The sequence below is a fragment of the Nocardiopsis rhodophaea genome (assembly GCF_039530945.1).
GTDB classification, from domain to species: domain Bacteria; phylum Actinomycetota; class Actinomycetes; order Streptosporangiales; family Streptosporangiaceae; genus Nocardiopsis_C; species Nocardiopsis_C rhodophaea.
The window spans coordinates 38,035-59,517 of sequence record NZ_BAAAPC010000025.1; the positions used below are offsets into that span (position 1 = coordinate 38,035).

General features: G+C 71.4%; 16 protein-coding genes. 8 read left to right on the forward strand and 8 right to left on the reverse strand.

Annotated features, from left to right (window positions below; translation table 11 throughout):
- The first annotated feature begins 49 nt into the window (after nucleotides 1–49).
- On the forward strand, nucleotides 50–2,170 hold the full coding sequence (locus ABD259_RS22755; RefSeq protein ID WP_344165238.1) for an FUSC family protein: 2,121 nt from the start codon (nucleotides 50–52) through the stop codon (nucleotides 2,168–2,170).
- A gap of 99 nt (nucleotides 2,171–2,269) precedes the next feature.
- Here the strand turns inward: ABD259_RS22755 and ABD259_RS22760 are convergent, their stop codons facing one another.
- A complete protein-coding gene (locus ABD259_RS22760) occupies nucleotides 2,270–2,935 on the reverse strand; it encodes a cyclase family protein (RefSeq protein ID WP_344165239.1) in 666 nt (221 codons plus the stop codon).
- A 388-nt stretch (nucleotides 2,936–3,323) separates the two neighbouring features.
- Between ABD259_RS22760 and ABD259_RS22765 the strand changes: the two genes are divergently transcribed.
- The 4 genes from ABD259_RS22765 to ABD259_RS22780 all read left to right on the forward strand — a co-directional run bounded on the left by ABD259_RS22765 (nucleotide 3,324) and on the right by ABD259_RS22780 (nucleotide 9,043).
- Nucleotides 3,324–4,016: a lysophospholipid acyltransferase family protein gene (locus ABD259_RS22765; RefSeq protein WP_344108351.1), complete on the forward strand. Its 693-nt coding sequence runs from the start codon at nucleotides 3,324–3,326 to the stop codon at nucleotides 4,014–4,016.
- A 213-nt stretch (nucleotides 4,017–4,229) separates the two neighbouring features.
- Entirely contained in the window at nucleotides 4,230–4,787 is a 558-nt protein-coding gene (locus ABD259_RS22770; RefSeq protein WP_344108337.1) for a hypothetical protein, read from the forward strand.
- Between the two features lie 290 nt (nucleotides 4,788–5,077).
- On the forward strand, nucleotides 5,078–6,427 hold the full coding sequence (locus tag ABD259_RS22775; RefSeq protein ID WP_344165253.1) for an FAD-dependent oxidoreductase: 1,350 nt from the start codon (nucleotides 5,078–5,080) through the stop codon (nucleotides 6,425–6,427).
- Between the two features lie 333 nt (nucleotides 6,428–6,760).
- Nucleotides 6,761–9,043 carry a penicillin-binding transpeptidase domain-containing protein gene (locus tag ABD259_RS22780; RefSeq protein WP_344165240.1) on the forward strand — a complete coding sequence of 761 codons (2,283 nt, stop codon included), beginning with the start codon at nucleotides 6,761–6,763 and terminating at the stop codon, nucleotides 9,041–9,043.
- Nucleotides 9,044–9,149: 106 nt separating this feature from the next.
- Here the strand turns inward: ABD259_RS22780 and ABD259_RS22785 are convergent, their stop codons facing one another.
- Complete coding sequence (locus ABD259_RS22785; protein WP_344108341.1) at nucleotides 9,150–9,446, reverse strand: DUF3040 domain-containing protein; 297 nt, start codon at nucleotides 9,444–9,446, stop codon at nucleotides 9,150–9,152.
- Nucleotides 9,447–9,655: 209 nt separating this feature from the next.
- Nucleotides 9,656–11,281: a glycoside hydrolase family 10-like protein gene (locus ABD259_RS22790; RefSeq protein WP_344165241.1), complete on the reverse strand. Its 1,626-nt coding sequence runs from the start codon at nucleotides 11,279–11,281 to the stop codon at nucleotides 9,656–9,658.
- Nucleotides 11,282–11,513: 232 nt separating this feature from the next.
- On the opposite strand from ABD259_RS22790, the gene ABD259_RS22795 reads away from it, so the two are divergent.
- Nucleotides 11,514–12,779 (forward strand): isochorismate synthase, encoded by a 1,266-nt coding sequence (locus tag ABD259_RS22795; RefSeq protein WP_344108345.1) that lies wholly within the window; start codon nucleotides 11,514–11,516, stop codon nucleotides 12,777–12,779.
- A 122-nt stretch (nucleotides 12,780–12,901) separates the two neighbouring features.
- On the opposite strand, the gene ABD259_RS22800 is transcribed toward ABD259_RS22795, so the two are convergent.
- The 4 genes from ABD259_RS22800 to menB all read right to left on the reverse strand — a co-directional run bounded on the left by ABD259_RS22800 (nucleotide 12,902) and on the right by menB (nucleotide 17,532).
- Nucleotides 12,902–13,690, reverse strand: a complete 789-nt coding sequence (locus ABD259_RS22800; protein WP_344165242.1) for a cupin domain-containing protein — start codon at nucleotides 13,688–13,690, stop codon at nucleotides 12,902–12,904.
- A 61-nt stretch (nucleotides 13,691–13,751) separates the two neighbouring features.
- Nucleotides 13,752–15,422, reverse strand: a complete 1,671-nt coding sequence (gene menD, locus ABD259_RS22805) for a 2-succinyl-5-enolpyruvyl-6-hydroxy-3-cyclohexene-1-carboxylic-acid synthase (RefSeq protein WP_344165243.1) — start codon at nucleotides 15,420–15,422, stop codon at nucleotides 13,752–13,754.
- A 301-nt stretch (nucleotides 15,423–15,723) separates the two neighbouring features.
- Nucleotides 15,724–16,683, reverse strand: coding sequence for an o-succinylbenzoate synthase (locus ABD259_RS22810; RefSeq protein WP_344165244.1), 960 nt, complete (start codon nucleotides 16,681–16,683; stop codon nucleotides 15,724–15,726).
- 9 nt (nucleotides 16,684–16,692) lie between these two features.
- Nucleotides 16,693–17,532, reverse strand: coding sequence for a 1,4-dihydroxy-2-naphthoyl-CoA synthase (menB, locus tag ABD259_RS22815; RefSeq protein ID WP_412759497.1), 840 nt, complete (start codon nucleotides 17,530–17,532; stop codon nucleotides 16,693–16,695).
- Nucleotides 17,533–17,745: 213 nt separating this feature from the next.
- On the opposite strand from menB, the gene ABD259_RS22820 reads away from it, so the two are divergent.
- Together ABD259_RS22820 and ABD259_RS22825 are read left to right on the forward strand one after the other, a co-directional pair.
- Nucleotides 17,746–18,951 carry an AMP-binding protein gene (locus tag ABD259_RS22820; protein ID WP_344165245.1) on the forward strand — a complete coding sequence of 402 codons (1,206 nt, stop codon included), beginning with the start codon at nucleotides 17,746–17,748 and terminating at the stop codon, nucleotides 18,949–18,951.
- 403 nt (nucleotides 18,952–19,354) lie between these two features.
- On the forward strand, nucleotides 19,355–20,686 hold the full coding sequence (locus tag ABD259_RS22825) for an RNA polymerase sigma factor (protein WP_344109551.1): 1,332 nt from the start codon (nucleotides 19,355–19,357) through the stop codon (nucleotides 20,684–20,686).
- Between the two features lie 305 nt (nucleotides 20,687–20,991).
- On the opposite strand, the gene ABD259_RS22830 is transcribed toward ABD259_RS22825, so the two are convergent.
- Nucleotides 20,992–21,354, reverse strand: a complete 363-nt coding sequence (locus ABD259_RS22830) for a GntR family transcriptional regulator (protein ID WP_344109638.1) — start codon at nucleotides 21,352–21,354, stop codon at nucleotides 20,992–20,994.
- Between the last annotated feature and the right edge of the window lie 129 nt (nucleotides 21,355–21,483).

Sequence of the window (21,483 nt, forward strand, 5' to 3'; positions counted from 1 at the left end):
CGCGTCGTGCAGGTTGGCCGGGGCGGGAGGAGATCACGATCCCTTTACCATGGGGGACGTGGGCGACCAGGGGGATTCCAGAGGCAGCGGCGACGATCCGACACCGAGTGAGCCGATCTGGAACCCACCGACACGGGTCCGGTCGAAGATCGCTGAGCGGCCGCGGCAGCGAGTCGATCTGTCGGCGATCTTCGGGCTTGCCTCGGGTGGGTGGGCATGGACCACCGCGATCCAGGCGACGATCGCCATGGCCGTTTCGTTCACTATCGCGCTGGTCCTGATCGGTCCCCAGGTGGCGACGCTCGCAGCGCTGGGATCGATGACCGTCCTCTACGAGAAGAAGACCCCCTACAGCTACCGCGCTGTCGCGCTGGCCGTCGTGGGGCTCGGATTCGTCGCGAGTGTCGCGATCGGGTCGCTGGCCTCCTCCACGCTGTGGCTGGCGGCCATCGCCATCGGAGCGGTCGCGGGTATCGCGACCTGGTTGTGCCAGGCGCTGCGCGCCGAGAAGCCCGGCGCGATCTTCTTCGTCGTCGTCTGCGCGATCTCCACGATCGCTCCGGGCGGGCTGGCCGACGTGCCGGCGCACGCCGGGATCGCGGCCATCGGGGCGGCGGTGGGCTGGGTGGTGTCGATGGCGGGTGCGCCCGTGCGGAGCCGGCATCCGGAGAACCGGGCGGTCGCCGAGGCGTTTCGGCAGTTGGCCGAGCTGCTGCGGGCGATCGGGACACCCCGCCTGGACCACGTCCAACACGAGGCCTCGCTCGCGGTCGCCGAGGCGTGGCGGATCGTGCTGCTGGCGCAGACGCGCGGCTTCCGCGACACGCCCGCGGCGGCGCGGCTGCGGGCCCTGCTTCGCTGGGTGTCCGATATCCACCTCACCGCGACCGACGTGTCCCTGTCGCGGACCGAGCCGCTGCCCGAGGCCGCGGCCGACTTCGCCGACGGACTGGCCGACGCGGTGGGCAAACCGGAGCTCTGCCCGGACCCGGCCACGCTCGACGGGCTGCACAAGGGACTGCGCCCGCGCTCGCTGGAGGTGCGGCTCTACAACCGGTTGAGCCGGGCCGCGCAGGCCGCGCGGCGCCCGGAGCACGAGGACGAGGGCAAGGGCTTGGAGCTGTACGACACCCGCTCCCCCGCGCTGATGAACTCGCTGCGCTCTAGCCTGAGCCGCCATTCCCTGATCCGGCCGACCGCCCTGCGCATGGGCATCACCGTCGCCGCCGCCGGGCTCATCGGCCTCGCGCTCGGTTTCGAGCGCTTCTACTGGATCTCGATCACGGCGACGGCGGTCCTCCAGGGCGGCAACGTCGTCCTCACGGTGAACCGGTCGACGCAGCGCGCCCTGGGGACACTCATCGGCGTCGCCATCGCCACGGGGCTCCTGGCGATCGACCTGCCCCTGTTCGCTGTCATCGCCACGGCCGCGATGTTCCAGGGGCTCACGCAGCTCGTGGTCGGGCGGAACTACTTCTACGGCAGCGTGTTCCTCACCCCGATGGCCCTGCTGCTCGCCCACACGGCGGCCCCCTACCCGGTGGCCATGCTCGCCGGGACACGCATCACCGACACCATCGTCGGCTCGGTGGTCGGCATGCTCGGCGCGCTGCTGCTGTGGCGCCGGGCGTCGGCGTCGCGGCTCCCGCAGACGATCATCGATGTTCTGGACCGGTCCCGCGCCGTGGTCGTGGCGGTGCTGGACCCCGAGGTCACGATCGGCCCCGAGCGCCGCTACCGGCTCCGCCGCGACCTGCGTGCCGCTCTGCTGAGCCTGCGCGGCGTGTACGACAGCGCCATCGGCGACGTGCCGCGCGCCAAGACCACCCGCCCTCTGTGGCCGGTGGTCGTCGCGACGCAGCGCACCGGCTACCTGGCGTTGGCGGCGCTCGCGCTGGAGCGGCCGCCCGGGGCATCCCTCATCACACTGCAGAGGGTGGACCTGGCCTTCACCGAGCTGATGGCGGCGATGCGGGAGCGGCGCTCGCCGAGGTTGGGGGCACTGCCCCGGCTAACGGACTACCCGCGCATCAACATGGAGCTGCGCGCCCTGTCGTCGGCGATGCGCACGGCCGTGGCACAGGACCATCGCAGTGCGGAACTGGAGGCCGAGCGCCGGGCACAGCGCGAACAGCGCCGTGCCCGGGAGGAGATCGACGCCGACCTGTGAGGACGCGGTACCGCCCCGTGGTCAGACCTGCCTACACGGGTGCCGCCACGTCGTGGTTCTCGCATCGCTCCGGGCTCGCGGCCGACCAGGTCCAGACACTCAGGCGCCGACCATCGCGAAGGCCCGCACCGGGAAGGTCGCCAGGCCCCGCACCTTGACCGGGATCGCGAAGAAGGCGAAGCCCTCGGCGGGGAGCCGCCCCAGCTCGCACAGGTGCTCGACGACCGGGACCCCCGCGGCGAGGAGGGCGGAGTGCGCCGGGCGCGCACCGCCCGCGGCCTCGGAGGTGTCGTCGATGTTGACCGAGTCGATGCCGACGAGCGCGGCCCCGGCCTCGACCAGTGCCCGCGCTCCGGCTTCGGAGAGGAAGGGGTGCTCGGGCAAACCGTAGGCCTCGGTGCGCCAGTGCCGGTCCCAACCGGTGCGGATGAGCACGGCCCGGCCCTCGACGTCCAGCCCTTTGAAGGCCTCGGGGCCGATCTCGCGCTCTTCGGGCTCCACGACCAGTCCGGGAAGGCCCGCGACCTTTTCCAAGTCGAGGTCGGCGAGGTCGGCGCCGTCGCGGTAGCGGTGCGCCGGTGTGTCCAGGTAGGTGCCGGTGTTGGCGACCATCGAGATGCGCCCGATCCGGAACTCCGTGCCCGGCGCGTACCTCTGCCGCGAGTCCTCGAAGGTCAGGTGGTCGTCGATCTCCGGCCCGGGAAGCCCCGGGTAGGTGGTCATCCCGGCGGTGATCTGGTGGCTGATGTCGACCAGCTGTGTCACTGCTGCGTCCTCTTTTCCCTGTGCCGTGTACCCAGCGCTCCAGCCGTGGCTCCGCGAACCTCCGACTGCCCAGAGGTCTAGACCAGATTAGGGCAGGTGAGAGCTAGCTCACCACCCGTCCCACACGATTCACCCGCTCCTCCCGACGACCGGCCCCGGAATCCCGACCGAAACTCCTGCCCTGAGGGGCTTCCCGCGCCTCTGGCTCCCCAACCCTCGCCCGCGGCCGCTCCGGTGACGCGTGATGGGGACGGACCGCGCCATCGGCCCCCAGACCGATACAGTGCACAGGCGGCACCGGCCCACCGCCGCCGCCGCACCCCCGGTTCGCCATTGCGGCGCCCCCCGTGCCGACCCCTGACCCGAACACACCATGAAGGACACCGCAGTGTCGCTCTACGGGATCGCCAAAACGGTGATCGCCCCTGTCACGCGCGCCATCTGGCCGATCCGCGTGGAGGGGGCCGAGCACGTCCCCGCGCACGGACCCGTGATCCTCGCGTCCAACCACCTGTCCAACCTCGACCCGCTCTTCATCGGGGTGGCCATGCGCCGCCCGGTCACCTTCATCGCCAAGCGGGAGCTGTTCGCCCAGGGCAACATCGCCCAGCGCGCCTTCGCCGGTGCGCTCCGCGCCATCGGACAGCTGTCGGTCGACCGCCGGCCCGGCCAGAGCTCGCAGGAGGCGATGGAGAACAGCCTGCGGGTGCTGGAAGGCGGCTGTGCGTTCGGGATCTTCCCGGAGGGCACCCGCTCCCCTGATGGCCGCCTTTACAAGGGGCAGACCGGTCTGGCCTGGCTCGCACTGCGGTCCGGGGTTCCGGTAATCCCCATCGCGCTAATCGGGACCGACCGCATCAAACCGCGGGGGCGCGGACTCCCGGCGTTCTTCCGCCGCGTCGCGGTGCGCTGCGGACCGCCCGTCGACCTGTCCGCCTGGGCCGAAGAGCACGGCAAGGCACGCTCCCGCCGGGCCGCGACGGACGCCATCATGGCCGCTATCCAGGAACTTTCCGGCCAAGAGACGGTGGCCAAGTACGCCAGCTCGGTCAAGGCCGAGCTGACGCGGCACGGCGGCTAGCGGGCCGGCCAGGCCGCGCCGCGCCCCTCCCGCGGCACTGCTCCGAGCCGACGGCTCGGGGAGTTCCGCGATTCTCCGAACACCGGCCGTGATCGGGGTCTAGAGTCTCTCCAAGACCGGTCCCCTCACCCTGCCGGTCCTGCCCGATGAGGGCTGCCCTCCCCGGCGGCCCGCCACCGGGTGCGGACACCAGAGCGTGGAGGTGCAGGAGCAGTGGCACGCCTTTCCAGGCTGCTGTTCCCGGTCTTCCCCGGGAACGGGCTATTCCACGTCTATGGGCCCGGCGCCCGGGCCGGTGGTGCCGACATCAGCGGCCTGGCCGGGGGCTCGCTCCTCGCCAGCGGGTTCGATCATCTGGAGCTCAGCACGCTGCAGGGCCGGGTGGATGTCAACGTCATCCTGGAGGAGTGGGATCTGGCTCCCGCCGAGGCGTCCTGCGGCGGCTGGGAGGAGACCGCGTCGACCACGGTCTTCCTGCGCGGCCAGGTCATCGTGAGCGGGAACATCCCCGGCCGCTCCGTACGCCATCAACTGCTCGGCGGAAGCGGGCCCTACCGCGCCGAGGTCTACGCCCGACAGCGGCGCGCGGTGGCCGAACGCTATGATCAGCTACTCCACCGGTACCGCGATCCGCACTCCGTGGAGTTCCGCATCGCCGAGCAGGGGCTCCGCGGACGCGAGGAGTTCCTGATCCGGCTCTGGCCCGCGGTCGCGCATGACGGCCCCCACCCCGCGGGAGACGTGAGGTTCCCCACAGCCGTTTCGGGCTGATTGTCGCTCCTGGCGGGCGTTGTGCGAAGGGCTGGGGCCGTTCGCCCGCTGTGGCCTGGGCGGAAACGGCTGTTGAGGCAGATACAGGCACCCCGCGCATCGCGGGGGGAACAGGGTTGTCTACCTTTATAGTCGACTTAGTATGAAAAAGCCTCACGCATTAGATTAGGCTAGCCTTGCCTGATTTACCGCGTCCCGGGTGACGTGGAGAGCGGCACGACTCGGTCCCCACAGTGCCGCCCGGAAGCAGACGCGACGAAATGGAGATGTCAATGACGCGACCGATGCGAGTGGGAATCGTGGGGGCAGGCCCCGCGGGTATCTACGCAGCGGACCTGCTGACCAAGGACGAGACTCTCGCCGCGAGCGGCACCCCGGTCAGCATCGACATCCTGGACAAGCTGCCGTCCCCCTACGGCCTGGTGCGCTACGGCGTGGCCCCCGATCACCCCCGGATCAAGCAGATCCAGGGCGCGCTGCACAAGATCCTCGACAAGCCCGAGATCCGCTTCCTCGGCAACGTCGAGTACGGCGTCGACCTCAAACTCGACGACCTTCAGCACCACTATGACGCGGTCATCTTCGCGACCGGATCGGACCGCGACCGCTCTCTGGACATTCCCGGCATCGACCTGCCCGGCAGCCACGGCGCCGCCGACTTCGTCTTCTGGTACGACAGCCACCCGGACGTCGCCCCGGACTGGCACGTCGAGGGGACCAGCGTCGCCGTGATCGGCGCCGGCAACGTCGCCGTCGACGTCGCGCGGATCCTCGCCAAGGACGCCGACGATCTCCTCGACACCGACATCACCGACAACGTGTACCGGGGGCTGCGCGCCAAGAAGGTCACCGACGTGCACGTCTTCGCGCGGCGCGGGATCGCCCAGGGCAAGTTCACCCCCATGGAGCTGCGCGAGCTCGACAAGCAGCCCGGCGTCGAGGTCATCGTCTACCCCGAGGACTTCGACCTCGATGACGCGAGCCTCGCCGCGCTTGAGGAGTCCAACCAGGTCAAGACCAACGTCAAGGTGCTGCAGAACTGGGCCATCCGCGACCCGCGCGGCGAGGAGAAGCGGCTGCACCTGCACTTCCTGCACCGCCCTGTCGAGGTCCTCGGCGAGGAGCGGGTCGAGGGGCTGCGCACCGAGCGCATGGAGCTGACCGGCGACGGCAACGTCCGCGGCACCGGCGAGTTCGTGGACTATGACGTCCAGGCCGTCTACCGCGCCATCGGCTACCTCGGCTCGCCCGCCACCGACCTGCCCTTCGACGAGGAGCGGGGCGTCATCCCCAACGACGGCGGCCGCGTCCTCGACCTCGACGAGCGCGCCATCCCCGGTGTCTACGCCACCGGCTGGATCAAGCGCGGTCCGGTCGGTCTCATCGGGCACACCAAGGGTGACGCCCTGGAGACCATCACCAACCTCGTGGCCGACCGCGACCACTTCACGCCGGCCTCCGAACCGGAGCCCGAGTCCTTCCTCCAGCTGCTGGAGGAGCGCGGCGTCCGCTACACCACCTGGGACGGGTGGCAGCGCCTGGAGGCCCACGAGGACTCACTGGGCGAGGAGCAGGGCCGCAAGCGCGTCAAGGTCCGGGAGCGGGACGCCATGACCCGTATCGCGCGGGCGGAATCCTAACCGCCCCGGGGCCGATTCCGGCCACGCGCTGTGAGCTGTATAACCTCCGGTTTCCCTGCGCTTTTGGGAACATGAGGGTGTCCCGATGGGTTAGAGTCACTGGTGGTCGGCGTGGTAGCAAGTGTCCCCCGGGCCTCACCTATAGCCTTCGCGGAATACCGCGCGCGGGGCCCACTTCAGTGGGTGATCGCGCGGACGTTCGGAGCCGCGTTGTGCCCCGCGCCGAGAGGCGACCGCCACGCCGACCACTGACACTCACGTTCCCGCCCCGCTCTCCCGGTCCCTGGGAGCGTGGGGCGGAGCTGTATCGGGCGATCGGAAGGACGGTCAGGCGTGGACGACAGGTCGACCCCGGAGCCGGGCGGCGAGTCGCCCGCGCCTCCCTCCGGCCCGGAGGGAACGGGAGAGGATCACACCCCCCGCGCCCCCGGCCCCGAGACGGACACGGGCACGCAGCGGCCCGTCGCCGACGCCCCGACAGGCGGTGAGGCGCCACCCGAGGCCCCCTCCCCCACGCACGACCCGGCACCACGTGGCGAGCAGCCCACCGGCGCCTTCCCCGCCCCGTTCTCCGCCGCGCAGGGACCGCGCGGCGACGCCCCGGCCGGGCCGCCCACCGGGCCCGCGGCTCCCCCGACACCGCCGTCGGGGTTCCCGCAGTCGCCCGAGGCGCCGCGGCACCAGCCGCGATCCACCGACCACCCGGCACCTCCCGCATCCACTCCCCCGGCCGGGTTCCCCCGTGCGTCCGAGACACCACACGACGACCAGTGGCCGGAGCCGCCGCAGGGGTCCGACCACCCGTCCGGGCCGCACGAGCCCGTGCGCCCCTCCACGCCGCCGCCGTTCTCCCCGCAACTGCATGAGGCCGGCGCGGACGCGGGGGTGCCGCCGGCCCACCCCACCGCCCCCGGATTCGCGAACCCCCCGGGCGGCCCGGAGCACCAGGGGCCGGCCGACGCGCCCGACCGCCGCCCGCGCAAGGGGCTGTTCCTTGGCATCGGCGCCTCTGTCGTCGTGCTCGCCCTGGTCGGCGGTGGCATCTCCTGGTTCCTGCTGCGGCCCCCCAGCCCCGAAAGCACGGCCGAGGCCTACGTTGCGGCCTGGAATTCCACGGACTACGCCGACATGTCGCAGGCGGCCACGGGCGACGGGCTGGTGGACGCCTACAAGCGGGTGGAGAAGAACCTCGGCGTCGACAAGGCCGCCGTCGAACTCGGCGACATCACCACGGACGGCGACACCGCCACGGCCTCCTACACCGCCACGCTGTCCCTGAAGAACGCGGGCGACTGGAGCTATGAGGGCACGCTGCCCCTCACCCGCGCGGGAGGCGAGTGGAAGGTCGACTTCTCCCCGGCGGTGATCCACCCCGACCTCGGCGACGGCCAGACCCTCGCCCGGGTTAACGAGCGGGGCGAGCGCGGGCACATCCTCGCCTCCGACGGCTCCCGGCTGGACACCGAGGACGCCCCGGGCTCGGTGAAGATGCTCGTCGGGACCGTCGGACCCGCCACCAAGGACGACCTGAAGGACCTCGGCCCCGCCTACGCGGTGGACGACCCGATCGGCAAGAGCGGCCTCCAAAAGTCCTTTGAGGACCGCCTAGCCGGAACCGCCTCGACCTCGATCCGTGTCGTGGCCGAGGGCGAGGCGGACCAGGCCGCCGGCTCGGACACGGTCGTCGGCACGGTCGACGGCACAGCCGGACAGGACATCACCACCTCCCTCGACCCCGCCCTCCAGGACGCCGCCGCAAAGGCCGTGGTTACGGAGCGCAAGCCCACCTCCCTGGTCGCCCTGCGCCCCTCCACCGGCGAGGTCCTCGCCGTCGCCATGAACGCCGGCGACTTCAACCGCGCCTTCGACGGCCAGTACGAGCCGGGCTCGTCATTCAAGATCATCACCTACGAGGCGCTGCTGGAGAACGGGGTGTCCACCGACACCACGCTGAACTGCACGAAGACCGCCGATGTCGGCGGCTGGTCGTTCAAGAACGCCGGCGACGCGGCCTATGGAAAGCAGTCCCTCACCGAGGCGTTCGCCACCTCCTGCAACACGGCCCTGGTCACGGAGGTCGACAAGCGGCTCACCGCGGACTCCCTGACCACGACCGCCGAGGTGTTCGGTATGAACGCCGACCTGAACATCGGCATGCCGACCCGCACGCCGTCCTTCCCGGCCCCCACGAACACCACCGCGCTGGCGGCCCAGAGCATCGGCCAGGGACGGGTCATCTCCACACCGCTGCACATGGCCACCGTCCCGGCCGCGATCCAGAACGGGTCCTGGCGTTCACCGGTGCTGGTCACCGATCCGCAACTGCCCGACCAGCCCGCGCCCCGGCCGATCCCCAACGCCGAGCAGCTGCGTCCGATGATGCGCGCGGTCGTCACCGACGGAACGGCGAAGAAGGCCGGGTTCGAGGGCGAGGTCTACGGCAAGACCGGCTCGGCCGAGTTCGGCACGGCCGAGGACGAGGACGACGAGCTGGAGTCGCACGCCTGGATGGTCGGCTACAAGGGCGACCTGGCGTTCGCAGTCGTCGTGGAGGGCGGCGGCGGAGGCGGCTCGGTCGCCGGTCCGGTGGCCGCCACGTTCGCCAACGCCGTGTAGGGTCCCGCCGCCAGCGCTGAGGTGCCCGCCACGCGGACGACCGGCCCCACGTGTGTCGCGACGAGTCGGGGGCGCGCGGCCCGCCGGCGCCCCGCTCGTCACCTCGTCATCCGGATCCGGTGTCGGCCGCCGGGGCGACGGTCGCCGCGCCTCCGTCGGTGTCTGCGGGAGCCTCCCGCAGACCCGGCGCCGTCAGGATGAGCGCCGTCAGGAGCGCGATCACCGCCAGCGAGACGAGCCCGAAGACCGCCCACGGCCGCCAGCCAAGTCGCGGCGTCGTGTCGACCGAGGAGGGCACATCGGCGTTGAAGGTCCGCAGGTATCCGGCCAGATCGGGATCGTCCTCACTCAGACGGTGTTCGATCTCGGCAAGGATCCGCCGTTCGTACTCGCGTAGAGCCATTGCTGCCTCCTCGCCCAGTCGGGGGGAACTCCGAGGTGTGGGTCAAGTCTCCCCCACATCCACTGATTTGTATCGGGGGCGGAGAGGGGAAATCATCCGGTTCCGCGAAATCGCCTCTCACCTGACGGTAGGGATCGCCTTACCCGGCTTGACCGGGTTCGCCGGTCCGCGTGGCCGCGCTGATCGTCGGCGGCCGCGCCACCGGCGGGTCACCCGCCCTCTCCCGCGTCCACCCGCGCCGCCGGGCTCGGCGCGCTCTCGGCGCGGTAGTCGTCCAGGGCCGTCACGTAGTAGCGGACCGGGCCATCGGCGGGGTCGGCGTCGGTGAAGGCCTGTCGCCCCTCCGTGGCGTTGCCCCCGACGACCGCCAGCAGGTGTGTGCCGTCCGCGAGTGCGCACAGGTCCTCCGCGCCATTGTCGGGGACCCGGTAGATGGCGTGGAAGCGGGCGCCGCCGGTGGTGTCCCACACCAGTCGGACGCCCTCCTCGGAGCGCGCGGCCTCCAGCCCGGTGACCGGTTCGGGCGCCGCGGCGTCGCCGGTGGCCCGGGGTGGCAGGGCCGGGCGGCGGTAGTACTCGGCGGCGACCTTGTCGATGGCGTCGTCGGCCACGTCGTTCAGGCTCTTCATGGAGAAGTAGACGTCCCCGGTGACCTCGGGGTAGTCGGTGTTGAAGTCCAACTGCCGGGAGAGCGCGTCGCTGCCCTTCCATCCGTCGTCGCCCACCTTGTAGGCGGCCTGGCCGATGTAGAGGTCGACACCGGTACCGGCAACCTGCTCGGCCCACCAGGGCACGAGCGTGGCGTAGTCGGCGGCGTCGAACCCCTGCGGCCAGTACACCTGCGGGGCGATGTAGTCGATGGTCCCCTCCTGGATCCAGGCGCGGGTGTCAGCGTACTGCGCGTCGTAGGATTCCAGGCCCTTGGTGGCCGATCCCGTGGGGTCGGTGCGCTCGTTGCGCCAGATCCCGAAGGGGCTGACGCCGAACCGCACCCACGGCTTGCGGCGCTCGATCCGATTGTGGATCTCCGAGATCAGCTGGTTCACGTTGTCGCGCCGCCAGTCCGCCCGGTCGGTGAAGTCGCCGCGGTACTTCTTCCAGCTGGTGTCGTCGCCGAAGTCGCTGCCGTCTTCGTCGGGGTAGGGGTAGAAGTAGTCGTCGAAGTGGACGCCGTCGATGTCATAGCGGTCCACGACGTCGAGGACGACGTCGCTCACCCACGCGCGCACCTCGGGGTTGCCCGGGTCCATCCAGCCCTGGTCGTCGTAGGTGATCAGCCAGTCCGGGTGCTCGCTGAGCGGATGGTCCTCGGCGAGGTTCTCCAGGTCCGGGTCGTTCCACCCGACGCGGTAGGGATTGAACCAGGCGTGCAGCTCCAGACCGCGCTTGTGCGCCTCGGTGGTGGCGAACTCCAGTGGGTCATACCCCGGGTCGCCGCCCTGCGTTCCGGTGAGGTAGCGCGCCCACGGCTCCTTGTCGGAGCGGTAGACGGCGTCAGCGGTGGGCCGGGCGTGGAAGAAGACCGCGTTGAGCCCGAGATCCCGGGCGCGGTCGAGCTGCTCGATGAGCTCCTTCTTCTGCTGGCCCTCGCTGAGGTCGTCCTCGGAGGGCCAGTCGATGTTGCGCACGGTGGTCAGCCACACCCCGCGCATCTGCCGTTTCGGAGCGGCGGCGTCGACCTCGCAGTCGGCGGGGATCTCGCCGGGCGGCCGTGCCTCGGCGGCCGCCGCGTCCGGGTCCCCCACGTCGGGCTCCGCCCCCGGTGGAACACTGCTGCATCCCGCCAGCAGCGACATCACGGCGACCACGATCGCTGCCTGACCGAACCGCCCCATGGGCCGACCACCTCGACTTTCCCCCGGCCTACCGCGTATCCGCGTATGGCGGTGAATCCCCTGTTTTTCCCCGGACAGCCTAGAGCCGTTCGGACGGTCAACGGGCGGCGTTCACGTGATGCCGGAGGGGAATCGCGGTCGGTCCGGCGTGATACTTGGCACGGTGCGGGAGTGCCCCGAGGCGGCCGTGGCGCGCACACATGCACCGATCGGCGTTCTAGACTCCGTTGACGTGAGTGTCGTCGCAACAACCCCGCCCCAGCTGGCCGTACGCACCGTTCCTCTGCGGGACGGACGCGATCTCCTTGAGCACCTGCCCAGCGATGCTCCGTTGGCATGGGTGCACCGCGGCGATGGCCTGGTCGCGTGGGGCGAGGCGGCCCGCTTCACCTGGCCGGGGGACGACGTCGGCGACGGCACGCAGCGCTTCACGGCCGCCGCGCGGTGGCTGGCCGAGGCGGCGTCCGGCACGGATGTCGAGGACGAGGTCAACCTGCCCGGCAGCGGGATGGTGGCCTTCGGCGGCTTCACGTTCGACGGCCGCTCGGCGGGGTCCACCCTGGTCATACCGCGCATCGTCATCGGTCGGCGCGCCGACCAGTCGTGGCTCACCACGATCGGCGACCGGCGCGGCGCCCACCCGGGCGAAATTCTGGCATCGTGCACGCCATCGCGCCCGATCGGCCCGTTGACCTGGACGGAGGGATCCATCCCAGCGGCCGAGTGGGGCGAGGCGGTCGCCACCGCGGTGCGGCATATCCGCTCGGGTGAGATCGCCAAGGTGGTGCTGGCGCGCGACGTGTACGCGCAGGCCGAGCGGGATATCGACGTGCGGACCGTCCTGCGCCGCCTGACGCGCGACTACCCGGGCTGCTACACGTTCAGCGTCGACGGCATGGTCGGGGCCACCCCGGAGCTGCTGATCCGGCGCGAGGGGGACGGGGTCGGCTCGCTGGTGCTGGCCGGAACCCGTCCGCGCGGCACCACGCCGGCCGAGGACGAGCGGCTGGCCGCCGAGCTGACCGAGTCCGCCAAGGACCTGGAGGAGCACGAGTACGCGATCGACTCGCTGCGGGCGGCGCTCGCCCCGCTGGCCGCGACGGTCGAGACGCCCGACCGCCCCAGGCTGCTGCGGCTGCCCAACGTGCAGCACCTTGCCTCGCCGGCCCGCGCGACCCTGCGGCCGGGCGTCTCAACGCTGGACGTGGTCGCCGCGCTCCACCCGACCGCCGCCGTGGGCGGCACTCCGACCGCGGCCGCCGTCGAGCTGATCCGCGACCTGGAAGGCATGGACCGCGGCCGCTACGCGGGACCGGTCGGCTGGATCGACGCCCAGGGCAATGGCGAGTGGGGCATCGCCCTGCGCTGCGCCCACATCAGCCAGAGCCGCGCCCGCCTCTTCGCGGGATGCGGCATCGTGGCCGGTTCGAACCCGGAGGCCGAACTGGCCGAGGCCGACTCCAAGTTCCAGGTCATGCGCCAGGCCCTGACGGACTGACGCGCGCTTCGCCCCCCCACCCGCCCTTGCCGTTGATCTCGGCGATATCGACCTCATCATCGCCGACATTCGGTCGATATCGCCGAGATCAACGGCAAGGCGCCGATGTCGCCTGGACGGGCTCAGCCGTCGGACGGCAGCTCGAAATCGTCCCAGGAGAACCCCGGCGAGACGAACAGGCTGATGACGCCCTCCCGGCTGGTGATGGGGTGCGCCGTCTGCCATGTCCCGGCCGGTACCAGGGCCTGCACGACCTGCCCGGCCTCGATGTGCGGGCCGAGGGTGACGCGACTGTCCACCACGGGACGCTCTCCGGTGCCGCCGAAGGTCAGCTCGATCGGGCCGCCGCAGTTGAAAACCCACATCTCGTCCGACCGCAGCCGGTGCCAGCGGGAGCGTTCGCGCGGGCCGAGCATGAAGAGGGTGCCCGACGCGGCGTTGCGCTCGCCGGGGTACCCCTCGGGGCGCAGAGTGTGCCGGCTGCGCCAGGTCGAGCGGTACCAGCCCCCTTCCGGGTGCGGGATGAGGTCGAGCTCCTCCGCGGTGGCGCCCCGGTGCTGCACGGCGGAGAACACGCCGTCAGGCTCCCGCCGCAGATAGCGCACGCCGATGACGGCCTTGCGCGGAACCGGGCCGTAGATGTGCGGGAACTGCACCTCGGGCCGCACCCCGGGCGGCGGGGCCGGGTTGGCCGCCTCCCAGCGCACCTCCGCGTCGAGCAGGCCGGTGTCGATGACGAGGACGGCCTGGGGCGCCCGCACACCGGCATAGAAGGCGTTGGCGACCGCGAGCAGTGTGGGTTCGTCCGGTGAGGCGTGCACGAACCCCTCGGTCTTCAGGGATTCCGGTTCGAGGTCGCCCTCGCCACGGCGCCACTCACGAAGGTCGGTCATGTGCAACACGTAACTCATGACGCCAGTATCATGCCCCCGCCTCACGGAGCCCAGAGGCAATCGTTCCTTTTTGTCTGGTCTATCCCTCTAGCGCACGGTCGACGGCCGCCTGCAGGCGGCGCCGCAGCGCCGCGGAGTCGGCGCGGCCCGTGCACACCTCAACGATCCGCAGCCCCTCGCCCAAAAGGGTCTTGGGCAGGTCGGTGGCCCATTCGAGTCGGGTGTAGGGCAGGTCGGCCATGGCGGCGACGTGCTCCATCGATACGCCGTGCGGCGTACCGAAGACCCGCTCGAAGTCGGGATGCCCGGCCTGTTCCAGCCCGGAGAAGATACCGCCGCCGTCGTTGTTGACCACCACGACCGCCAGGTCGGGGCGGGCCTCGTCGGCGCCGAGGACCAGCCCGTTCTGGTCGTGGAGCAGGGCCAGGTCGCCGATCAGGGCGAACCCGGGGCCGCCGCCGTCGCGCTGGTGGGCCAGGGCGGCGCCGATGGCGGTCGAGACGGTGCCGTCGATGCCGCTCACGCCCCGGTTGCCGATGACCCGCGCGCCGCAGCGGGCGCTCATGGCGGCGTCCAGGTCGCGGATCGGCATGCTGGACCCGGCGAACAGCAGCGCCCCGTTGGGCAGGTGCGCGGCCAGGTCACGGGCGAGGCGGGGTTCGCTCAGCGCCTCCTCGCCGTCGAGCACGGCGTCGATGGCGGCGCGCGCCGCGGTCTCGGCGTCCTGCCAGGAACGCGACCACGCCGTATCGGGGGTGGCGTCGGGAGGCGGGACGAGGGAGGGAACGACATCGGTGGCGGTGCGCACCGGGTCAGCGAACGACAGGGCATCGCCGACGACGATGTGGCGCCGGGCTCGGCGCAGGTAGGCCAGCAGCTGGCGGGAGAGTCCGGGACGGCCCACGCTGACCACGAGCTCGGGTTCGTGCTCGGTGACGAACCGGGGCGAGGCCAGTAGCTCGCGGTAGGTCGAGACGGCCTCGGCCCGGCGGGCGTTGGAGGTGGGCTCGGCCAGCAGCGGCCACCCTGTGGCCATGGACAGCGCCAGGTAGGGGATGGGGTCGTAGTCTCCGTCACCGCAGACGATGACGCCGCGCTCCACCGACGGCGCCGTCGCGGGTGCGGGCTCGGACTCCGGTGCCGGACGTTCGATCCACGCCCGCCCGTCCGCGCGGCCCGTCAGGGGTTCGGGCCACTCGTCGCCGCAGCCCGGCTCGTCCGGGATGAGGGGGTCGCGGAACGCCAGGTTGAGGTGGACCGGTCCGGGGCGCTCCGCGGCGGTCGCGGCCCACGCGCGGCAGGCCAGCGACCGCCAGTAGGCGACCATGCCCGGCAGCCGCTCGGCCGTGCCGACCTCGGTGAACATTCGCGGGGCCGAGCCGTAGAGCTTGATCTGGTCGACGGTCTGGTTGGCCCCGGTGCCGCGCAGCTCGGGCGGGCGGTCGGCGGTGAGCACCAGCAGCGGCACCTCGCTCTGGTCGGCCTCCAGCACCGCCGGGTGAAAGTTGGCCGCCGCCGTGCCCGAGGTGCACACGAGGGCGGCGGCGCGGCGCGAGGCACGTGCCAGACCGAGCGCGAGGAACGCCGCCGAGCGCTCGTCGATGCGGACGTGCACGCGGATCCCGGGGTGGGCGGTCAAGGCCAGCGCGAGGGGCGTCGAACGCGACCCTGGCGCGATGACGGCCTCGGCCAGCCCGCATCGGGCCAGTTCGTCGACGAGGACCCGCGCCAGCGCGGTTGACGGATTCATCCAGACTGCTCTCAGGTCGTGACGTGCAGAACCAGTATCGACGGAGCGCCCCCGTCGGCCTCGCTACCCCACCGCTGCGGCACCCCTGATGTGCGTTCGGGGCAGCGATACCGGTGGCCATCACGCGTTCGCGCCCGTGGGGATGGAGCGCACCGGGATCCCGCCAGCGATCCGACGGTCCGTCCCGTACAACGCGTCTTCCCACGGTATTCGTCCGGTTCAGGGCTGCGATACGTCCCACTGTGCCGAACACCGCACCGGTTTCGGACGGTCTCGGGCTGATGTGCCGACCACCCGCCGCTCAGGACCGCCACTCCGCACGGGCTGCGGCCATGCGCGCGCGCCACGGCCCCGGGTCGATCTCGACGTCCGCCAGCCGTTCCTCGTCGACCTCCGGTGCCCGCACCGGCAGGTGACCGTCGACGGGCAGCAGCGGATCGGCGGTCACATCAGCGCGCAGCAGCCGCATCGTCGCCAGCCCGCAGGCGTAGGGCAGATCCGGCAGGGCGGCGGCCAGCGCGACGCCCGCCGCCAGGCCCACCGAGGTCTCCACGGCGCTGGACACCACCACCGGAAGCCCGCACGCCTCGGCCACGCGCAGCGCCGCGCGGACCCCGCCCAGCGGCTGCACCTTCAGCACCACGATGTCGGCGGCACCCGCGGCTCGCACCTTCAACGGGTCTTCGGCGCGACGGATGGACTCGTCGGCCGCCACCGGGACGTCGGTGCGCCGCCGTACGTAGGCCAGCTCCTCCAGGGTGGCGCAGGGCTGCTCGACGTATTCCAGGTCGAAGCGGTCCAGCTCGCCGAGCATGCGCACGGCCGTGTCCACGTCCCAGGCGCCGTTGGCGTCGACACGTACCCGTCCGGCGGGGCCGATGGCGTCGCGCACGGCCTCCACGCGGGCGATGTCTTCCGCCGGTGCCTGTCCGCGCTCGGCGACCTTCACCTTCGCGGTCGCGCAGCCGCCCTCGGCCACGATCCGCGCCGCTTCCTCGGGGCCCACCGCGGGCACGGTGACGTTGACCGGGACGCGTCGGCGCACCGGCGCGGGCCATCCCTCCTCGGCGGCCTCACGGCACGCCGCCCACCAGCGGGCGCACTCCCGCGGCGGGTACTCGGCGAACGGGGAGAACTCCCCCCATCCCGCGGGGCCGCGGACCAGCAGCCCCTCGCGCGCGGTGACGCCGCGGAAGCGGGTCCGCATCGGGATCGAGAACGCCCGTCCGGCGGCGTCCGCGGCGACGGTGGAATCATCCATTCGGGCCGCCTAGGGACGACGCGGGAACTTGTCGAACTCCGGCGGGCGCTTCTCCTTGAAGGCGTCGCGGCCCTCCTGGGCCTCCTCGCTCATGTAGTAGAGCATGGTGGCGTCCCCGGCGAACTGCTGCATGCCGGCGGCTCCGTCGCTGACCGCGTTGATGGCGCCCTTGACCATGCGCAGCGCCAGCGGGGACTTCTCCAGCATCTCGCGGGCCCAAGCCACGGTCTCCTCCTCCAGCTTCTCCAGCGGGACGACCGTGTTGACCATGCCCATCTCCTGCGCTTCCTGGGCGCTGTACTGGCGGCACAGGTACCAGATCTCGCGGGCCTTCTTCAGCCCGACCGTCTGGGCGAGGAGCCACGAGCCGTAGCCGCCGTCGAACGATCCCACCTTGGGGCCGGTCTGCCCGAACTTCGCGTTGTCGGCGGCGATGGTGAGGTCGCAGCACACCTGTAGGACGTTGCCGCCGCCGATGGACCAGCCCGCCACCATGCAGATGACCGGCTTGGGCAGACGGCGGATCTGCACCTGCAGGTCGAGCACGTTGAGTCGGCCGATGCCCTGCCGGGCCACGGCGTCGTCGCCGAGGTAGCCGTCCTCACCGCGGATCTTCTGGTCACCGCCGGAGCAGAACGCCTGGTCCCCGGCGCCGGTGAAAATGATCACCCCGACCTCGGAGTCGTCGCGCGCCACGTTGAAGGCGTGCTGGAGTTCGAAGAGCGTCTGCGGGCGGAAGGCGTTGTGCCGCTCGGGCCGATTAATCGTGATCTTGGCGATGCCCTCGGCGGTCTCGTAGATGATGTCGGAATACTCTCCCGACCGCTGCCAGTCGATCACGCTGCTCACGGCTCTCGTCTCTCCTAACCCGGCCATTCCGGTACTGCGGGCGAAGCGTGCAGCGCAGCGCGGAGAAACGCGGTATACCGCCGGGACCGCCTGCGCGAACGCTTTGCTTGTCAGAGGTCAACCTTAATAGTTCCGCCGGGTGCGGCCGCACCGGTGCCCGCCACGGGGACACCGCGGGCGCGCGGCGGCCACCGCGCGTTAGCCTTGGTCAACGTGGCGAACCGACCCTTGCAAGCGGTGTGCGGGCTCGACCCCGCCCACCTGACCGAACTCCTGTCCGCGGCCCTAGAGGGGCACGGCCCCGCGCTGCTGCCCGTCGACCCGCATCTGCCCGCACCGCGTGTGCGGTCCCTGCTGGCGGCGATGCGCGTCGACGAGATGCGCACCCCCGAGGGCGTGCGGACTTTCGCGGACGGTGCGGGGACCGCCGAGGACACCGCCCTGGTCATCGCCACCTCCGGATCGACCGGCGCCCCCAAGGGCGTGGAGCTGTCCACCGCGGCCCTGCGGCACTCGGCGCGCTCATCGATCCGCCGCATCGGGGCCGCCCCCGACAGCGCCTGGCTCTGCGTGCTGCCCACCGCGCACATCTCCGGCCTCCAGGTGGTCCTGCGCGCGCTGGTCAGCGGGGTGGAACCACTCCACCACACGTTCGACCCCGCCGCCACCATGGCGCTCGCCGACCAGCACCGCCCGCACGTGTCCCTAGTCCCCACGCAGCTGCGCCGGCTGCTGGCCGCCGAGGCCGATCTGTCCTTGTTCAGCACGATCCTGCTCGGCGGGGCCGCCGCTGACGAGCGGCTGCTCACCCAAGCGCGCGCCGCCGGGGGCCGCGTCGTCACCACCTACGGCATGAGCGAGACGTGCGGCGGCTGCGTGTACGACGGCGTCCCCCTCGACGGGATGCGCGCGGACCTCGACTCCGAGGGCCGGATCCTGCTGTCCGGGCCGGCCCTGTTCTCCGGCTACCGGCTCGACCCCGAGCGCACCGCCGCACACCTGCTGGCCCCGAAGGACGGGCCCGACGGGGCGCCCTGGTTCCGCACCAGCGACCTGGGCCGCTTCGACGCCGAGGGGCGGCTGCAGGTACGCGGACGCGCCGACGACGTGATCAACACCGGGGGCCACAAGGTCGTCCCGGGCGAGGTGGCCTCCGTGCTGTGCGCGCACCCCGCGGTCAGGGACGCGGTGGTGGTCGGCCGCCCCGATGAGGAGTGGGGACAGCGCGTCACGGCCGTCGTGGTCCCCGCCGACCCCGCGTGTCCGCCGCGCCTCGATGACCTGAGAGAATGGGCGCGGACCCAGCTGCCCGGCTACGCGGCACCCCGGGAGCTCGACGTGCGCGCGCGGATCCCCCTCCTCGGTTCGGGAAAACCGGACCTCTCCGCGCTGCGTTCGCCGACCCGGCACCGCGATTGACCTGGCAGTCCTGGGGCAGGATCAGATGAGAGGCGCGTTTACAGCCGGACGGATCCGCAAGATGAGGGAACTTCCCGCGGGGTATGGGCGTCTACTCCTGCATCTGGTTCCCACGCCCGACGCGAGGAGGCCCTTGGGTGAGGTGCGGATCATCCAATCAAGGGGGGATCACACGCAGGAGCACACGGCGCCGTGCTCGCCGCGCCTGGCCGTCGAACGCGCTCATTACCCGCTCTCGGGACCGGACGGCCACACTGACGATCGTGACGTACGACACGACGCGCGATATCCAATCGAGACCGGGAACATTTGACTCTCTGACACGTTAGACATAGTGGCGCGCCGAGACGGCGGTTTCCCATCGCCTCGCGCCTGACGTCTTGGAAGGGAGGGAGGTGCCTTCATGTCGCGCACTGCCCTAGCCACTTCTCCCACTCCCACGGTGGCGGACACAGTGGCGGAGACCGCAGACGGCAATGATGTCGCGTCCGCGGCTCTCGACCAGCTGATCACTCAAGGGCGTTCCCAGGGACACCTGTCCCTCGCGGAACTCCGCGCCGCGTTCTCCGCGGCTGGTATCAGCCCGGCCGACGGCCGTTCCATCCTGCGTGAGCTCACTGACGCCGGAGTGCGGCTCGCCAACGGGGGCGACGACGCCGCGGCCCTGGAGTCCGTGGACGCCGACAGCGATGACGAGGTGCTGGAGGAAACGCTTGAGGCCGCCAAGGCCGTCTCCAAGGCGCGGGGGAAGAAGGCCGCCGCCCAGGAGTCGGAAGGCGCTGAGGCGGACCTGGACGACCAGTCGCCCGCCATGGGCGACTCGGTGCACACGTACCTGAAGGCCATCGGTCGCCGCAAGCTGCTCACCGCCGAGGAGGAGGTCGACCTCGCCAAGCGGATCGAGGCCGGTCTCTACGCCGAGTACCGCCTCGGACTCGTCGAGGACGACACCCCGACCACCGAACTCAGCGACACCGAGCGCTCCGAGCTGGAGGCCGTCGCCGAGGACGGGCGCCAGGCCAAGCAGCACATGCTGGAGGCCAACCTGCGCCTGGTGGTCTCGGTCGCCAAGAAGTACAGCGACCGCGGCATGTCCCTGCTGGACGTCGTCCAGGAGGGCAACCTCGGCCTGATCCGCGCGGTGGAGAAGTTCGACTACACCAAGGGCTTCAAGTTCTCCACGTACGCCATGTGGTGGATCCGGCAGGCCATACAGCGCGGTTTCGCCGACTCGGCCCGCACGATCCGCCTCCCGGTGCACGTGTTGGAGCTGCTGAGCAAGGTCAGCCGGCTTGAGCGCGACATGCACCAGACCCTGGGGCGCGAGCCGAGTCCCGAGGAGCTGGCACACGAGCTGGACAAGACACCCAGCCAGATCGAGGAGCTGCTGCGGATCACCCGCCAGCCCATCAGCCTCGACTCCACGATCGGGGAGGACGGCGAGACCCGCATCGGTGACCTCATCGAGGACGTCGACGCGTCGGAGGCCTCGGAGGTCGTCGACCGGCAGCTCATGGCCGACCAGCTGCGCCGCGCTCTGGACGACCTGGAGCCGCGCGAGGCCACGATCATGTCGCTGCGGTTCGGCCTGATGGACGGGCGTCCCCGCACACTCGACGAGATCGGCAAGCACCTGGGGCTGACCCGGGAGCGCATCCGGCAGTTGGAGAAGCAGTCCCTGTCCAAGCTGCGCCACCCGAGCCGCGCCCAGCAGCTGCTGGACTTCGCGAGCTGAGCCGAGCTCACGCGCGACGGCGGAGCACAATCCACGGGGAGCCCACTCCCCCACCGACGGCCCTGGCGCCCGCACCGAACGCGGGCACCAGGGCCGTCGCCGTTGCGCGTCGCCGTGGCAGAGGAGTGCGCCCCTGGGACCGGCGGTATCGTTAACGGCCAGCAGCGATCGTCCTCCTGCGCTACATCCTCGTGCTCATCGGCACCCGCGAGTAGCGTCGCCACACCCTCCGTTGATCTCGGCGATATCGACCGAATTCCTGCCAGAATTCGGTCGATATCGCCGAGATCAACGCACGGGGATATTCAGCGGTCGAGAGCGGCCCGGACGATGGCCAGCGCCTCCTTGCGCGCCAGCCCGAGCCGGGAGATCACGTCGGCGTAGTCGCGGGCCGCCGCCAGCGCCTCCTCCCGCTGGGCGTCGCCCCCGGCGGCGACGAAGGTGCCGGACCGGCCGCGCGTCTCGACCACCCCGGCCTGTTCGAGCTCCCGGTAGGCCCGCGCGACGGTGTTCACCGCGACCGCCAGTTCCCCCGCCAGCGCGCGGACGGTGGGGAGCTTGTACCCCACGGGGATGTCGCCGTTGGCCGCGGCGTTGGCGACCGCGGCCCGGATCTGCTCGTAGGGGGGCACCTTCGATGATGGATCGAGTTCGATGAACCCCGGCATCTTCGTCCCCACTCCATTCGTCCGGGCCCACACCCGGCGGCCTCGCGGCGGCGTCCGGTGGCGCCGTGTTCCTTCACCGATCCTGCCATCGACAGACGCCGGACGCACGCTCGGCGTCCGGCGCGGGCG

Excerpts from the sequence above, each read along its gene's own strand:
- menD (WP_344165243.1), bottom strand. The coding sequence starts at position 15,422 with ATGAATCCGTCAACCGCGCTGGCGCGGGTCCTCGTCGACGAACTGGCC.
- ABD259_RS22830 (WP_344109638.1), bottom strand. The coding sequence starts at position 21,354 with ATGCCGGGGTTCATCGAACTCGATCCATCATCGAAGGTGCCCCCCTAC.
- ABD259_RS22800 (WP_344165242.1), bottom strand. The coding sequence starts at position 13,690 with ATGAGTTACGTGTTGCACATGACCGACCTTCGTGAGTGGCGCCGTGGC.
- ABD259_RS22790 (WP_344165241.1), bottom strand. The coding sequence starts at position 11,281 with ATGGGGCGGTTCGGTCAGGCAGCGATCGTGGTCGCCGTGATGTCGCTG.
- ABD259_RS22785 (WP_344108341.1), bottom strand. The coding sequence starts at position 9,446 with ATGGCTCTACGCGAGTACGAACGGCGGATCCTTGCCGAGATCGAACAC.
- ABD259_RS22755 (WP_344165238.1), top strand. The coding sequence starts at position 50 with ATGGGGGACGTGGGCGACCAGGGGGATTCCAGAGGCAGCGGCGACGAT.
- ABD259_RS22825 (WP_344109551.1), top strand. The coding sequence starts at position 19,355 with ATGTCGCGCACTGCCCTAGCCACTTCTCCCACTCCCACGGTGGCGGAC.
- ABD259_RS22810 (WP_344165244.1), bottom strand. The coding sequence starts at position 16,683 with ATGGATGATTCCACCGTCGCCGCGGACGCCGCCGGACGGGCGTTCTCG.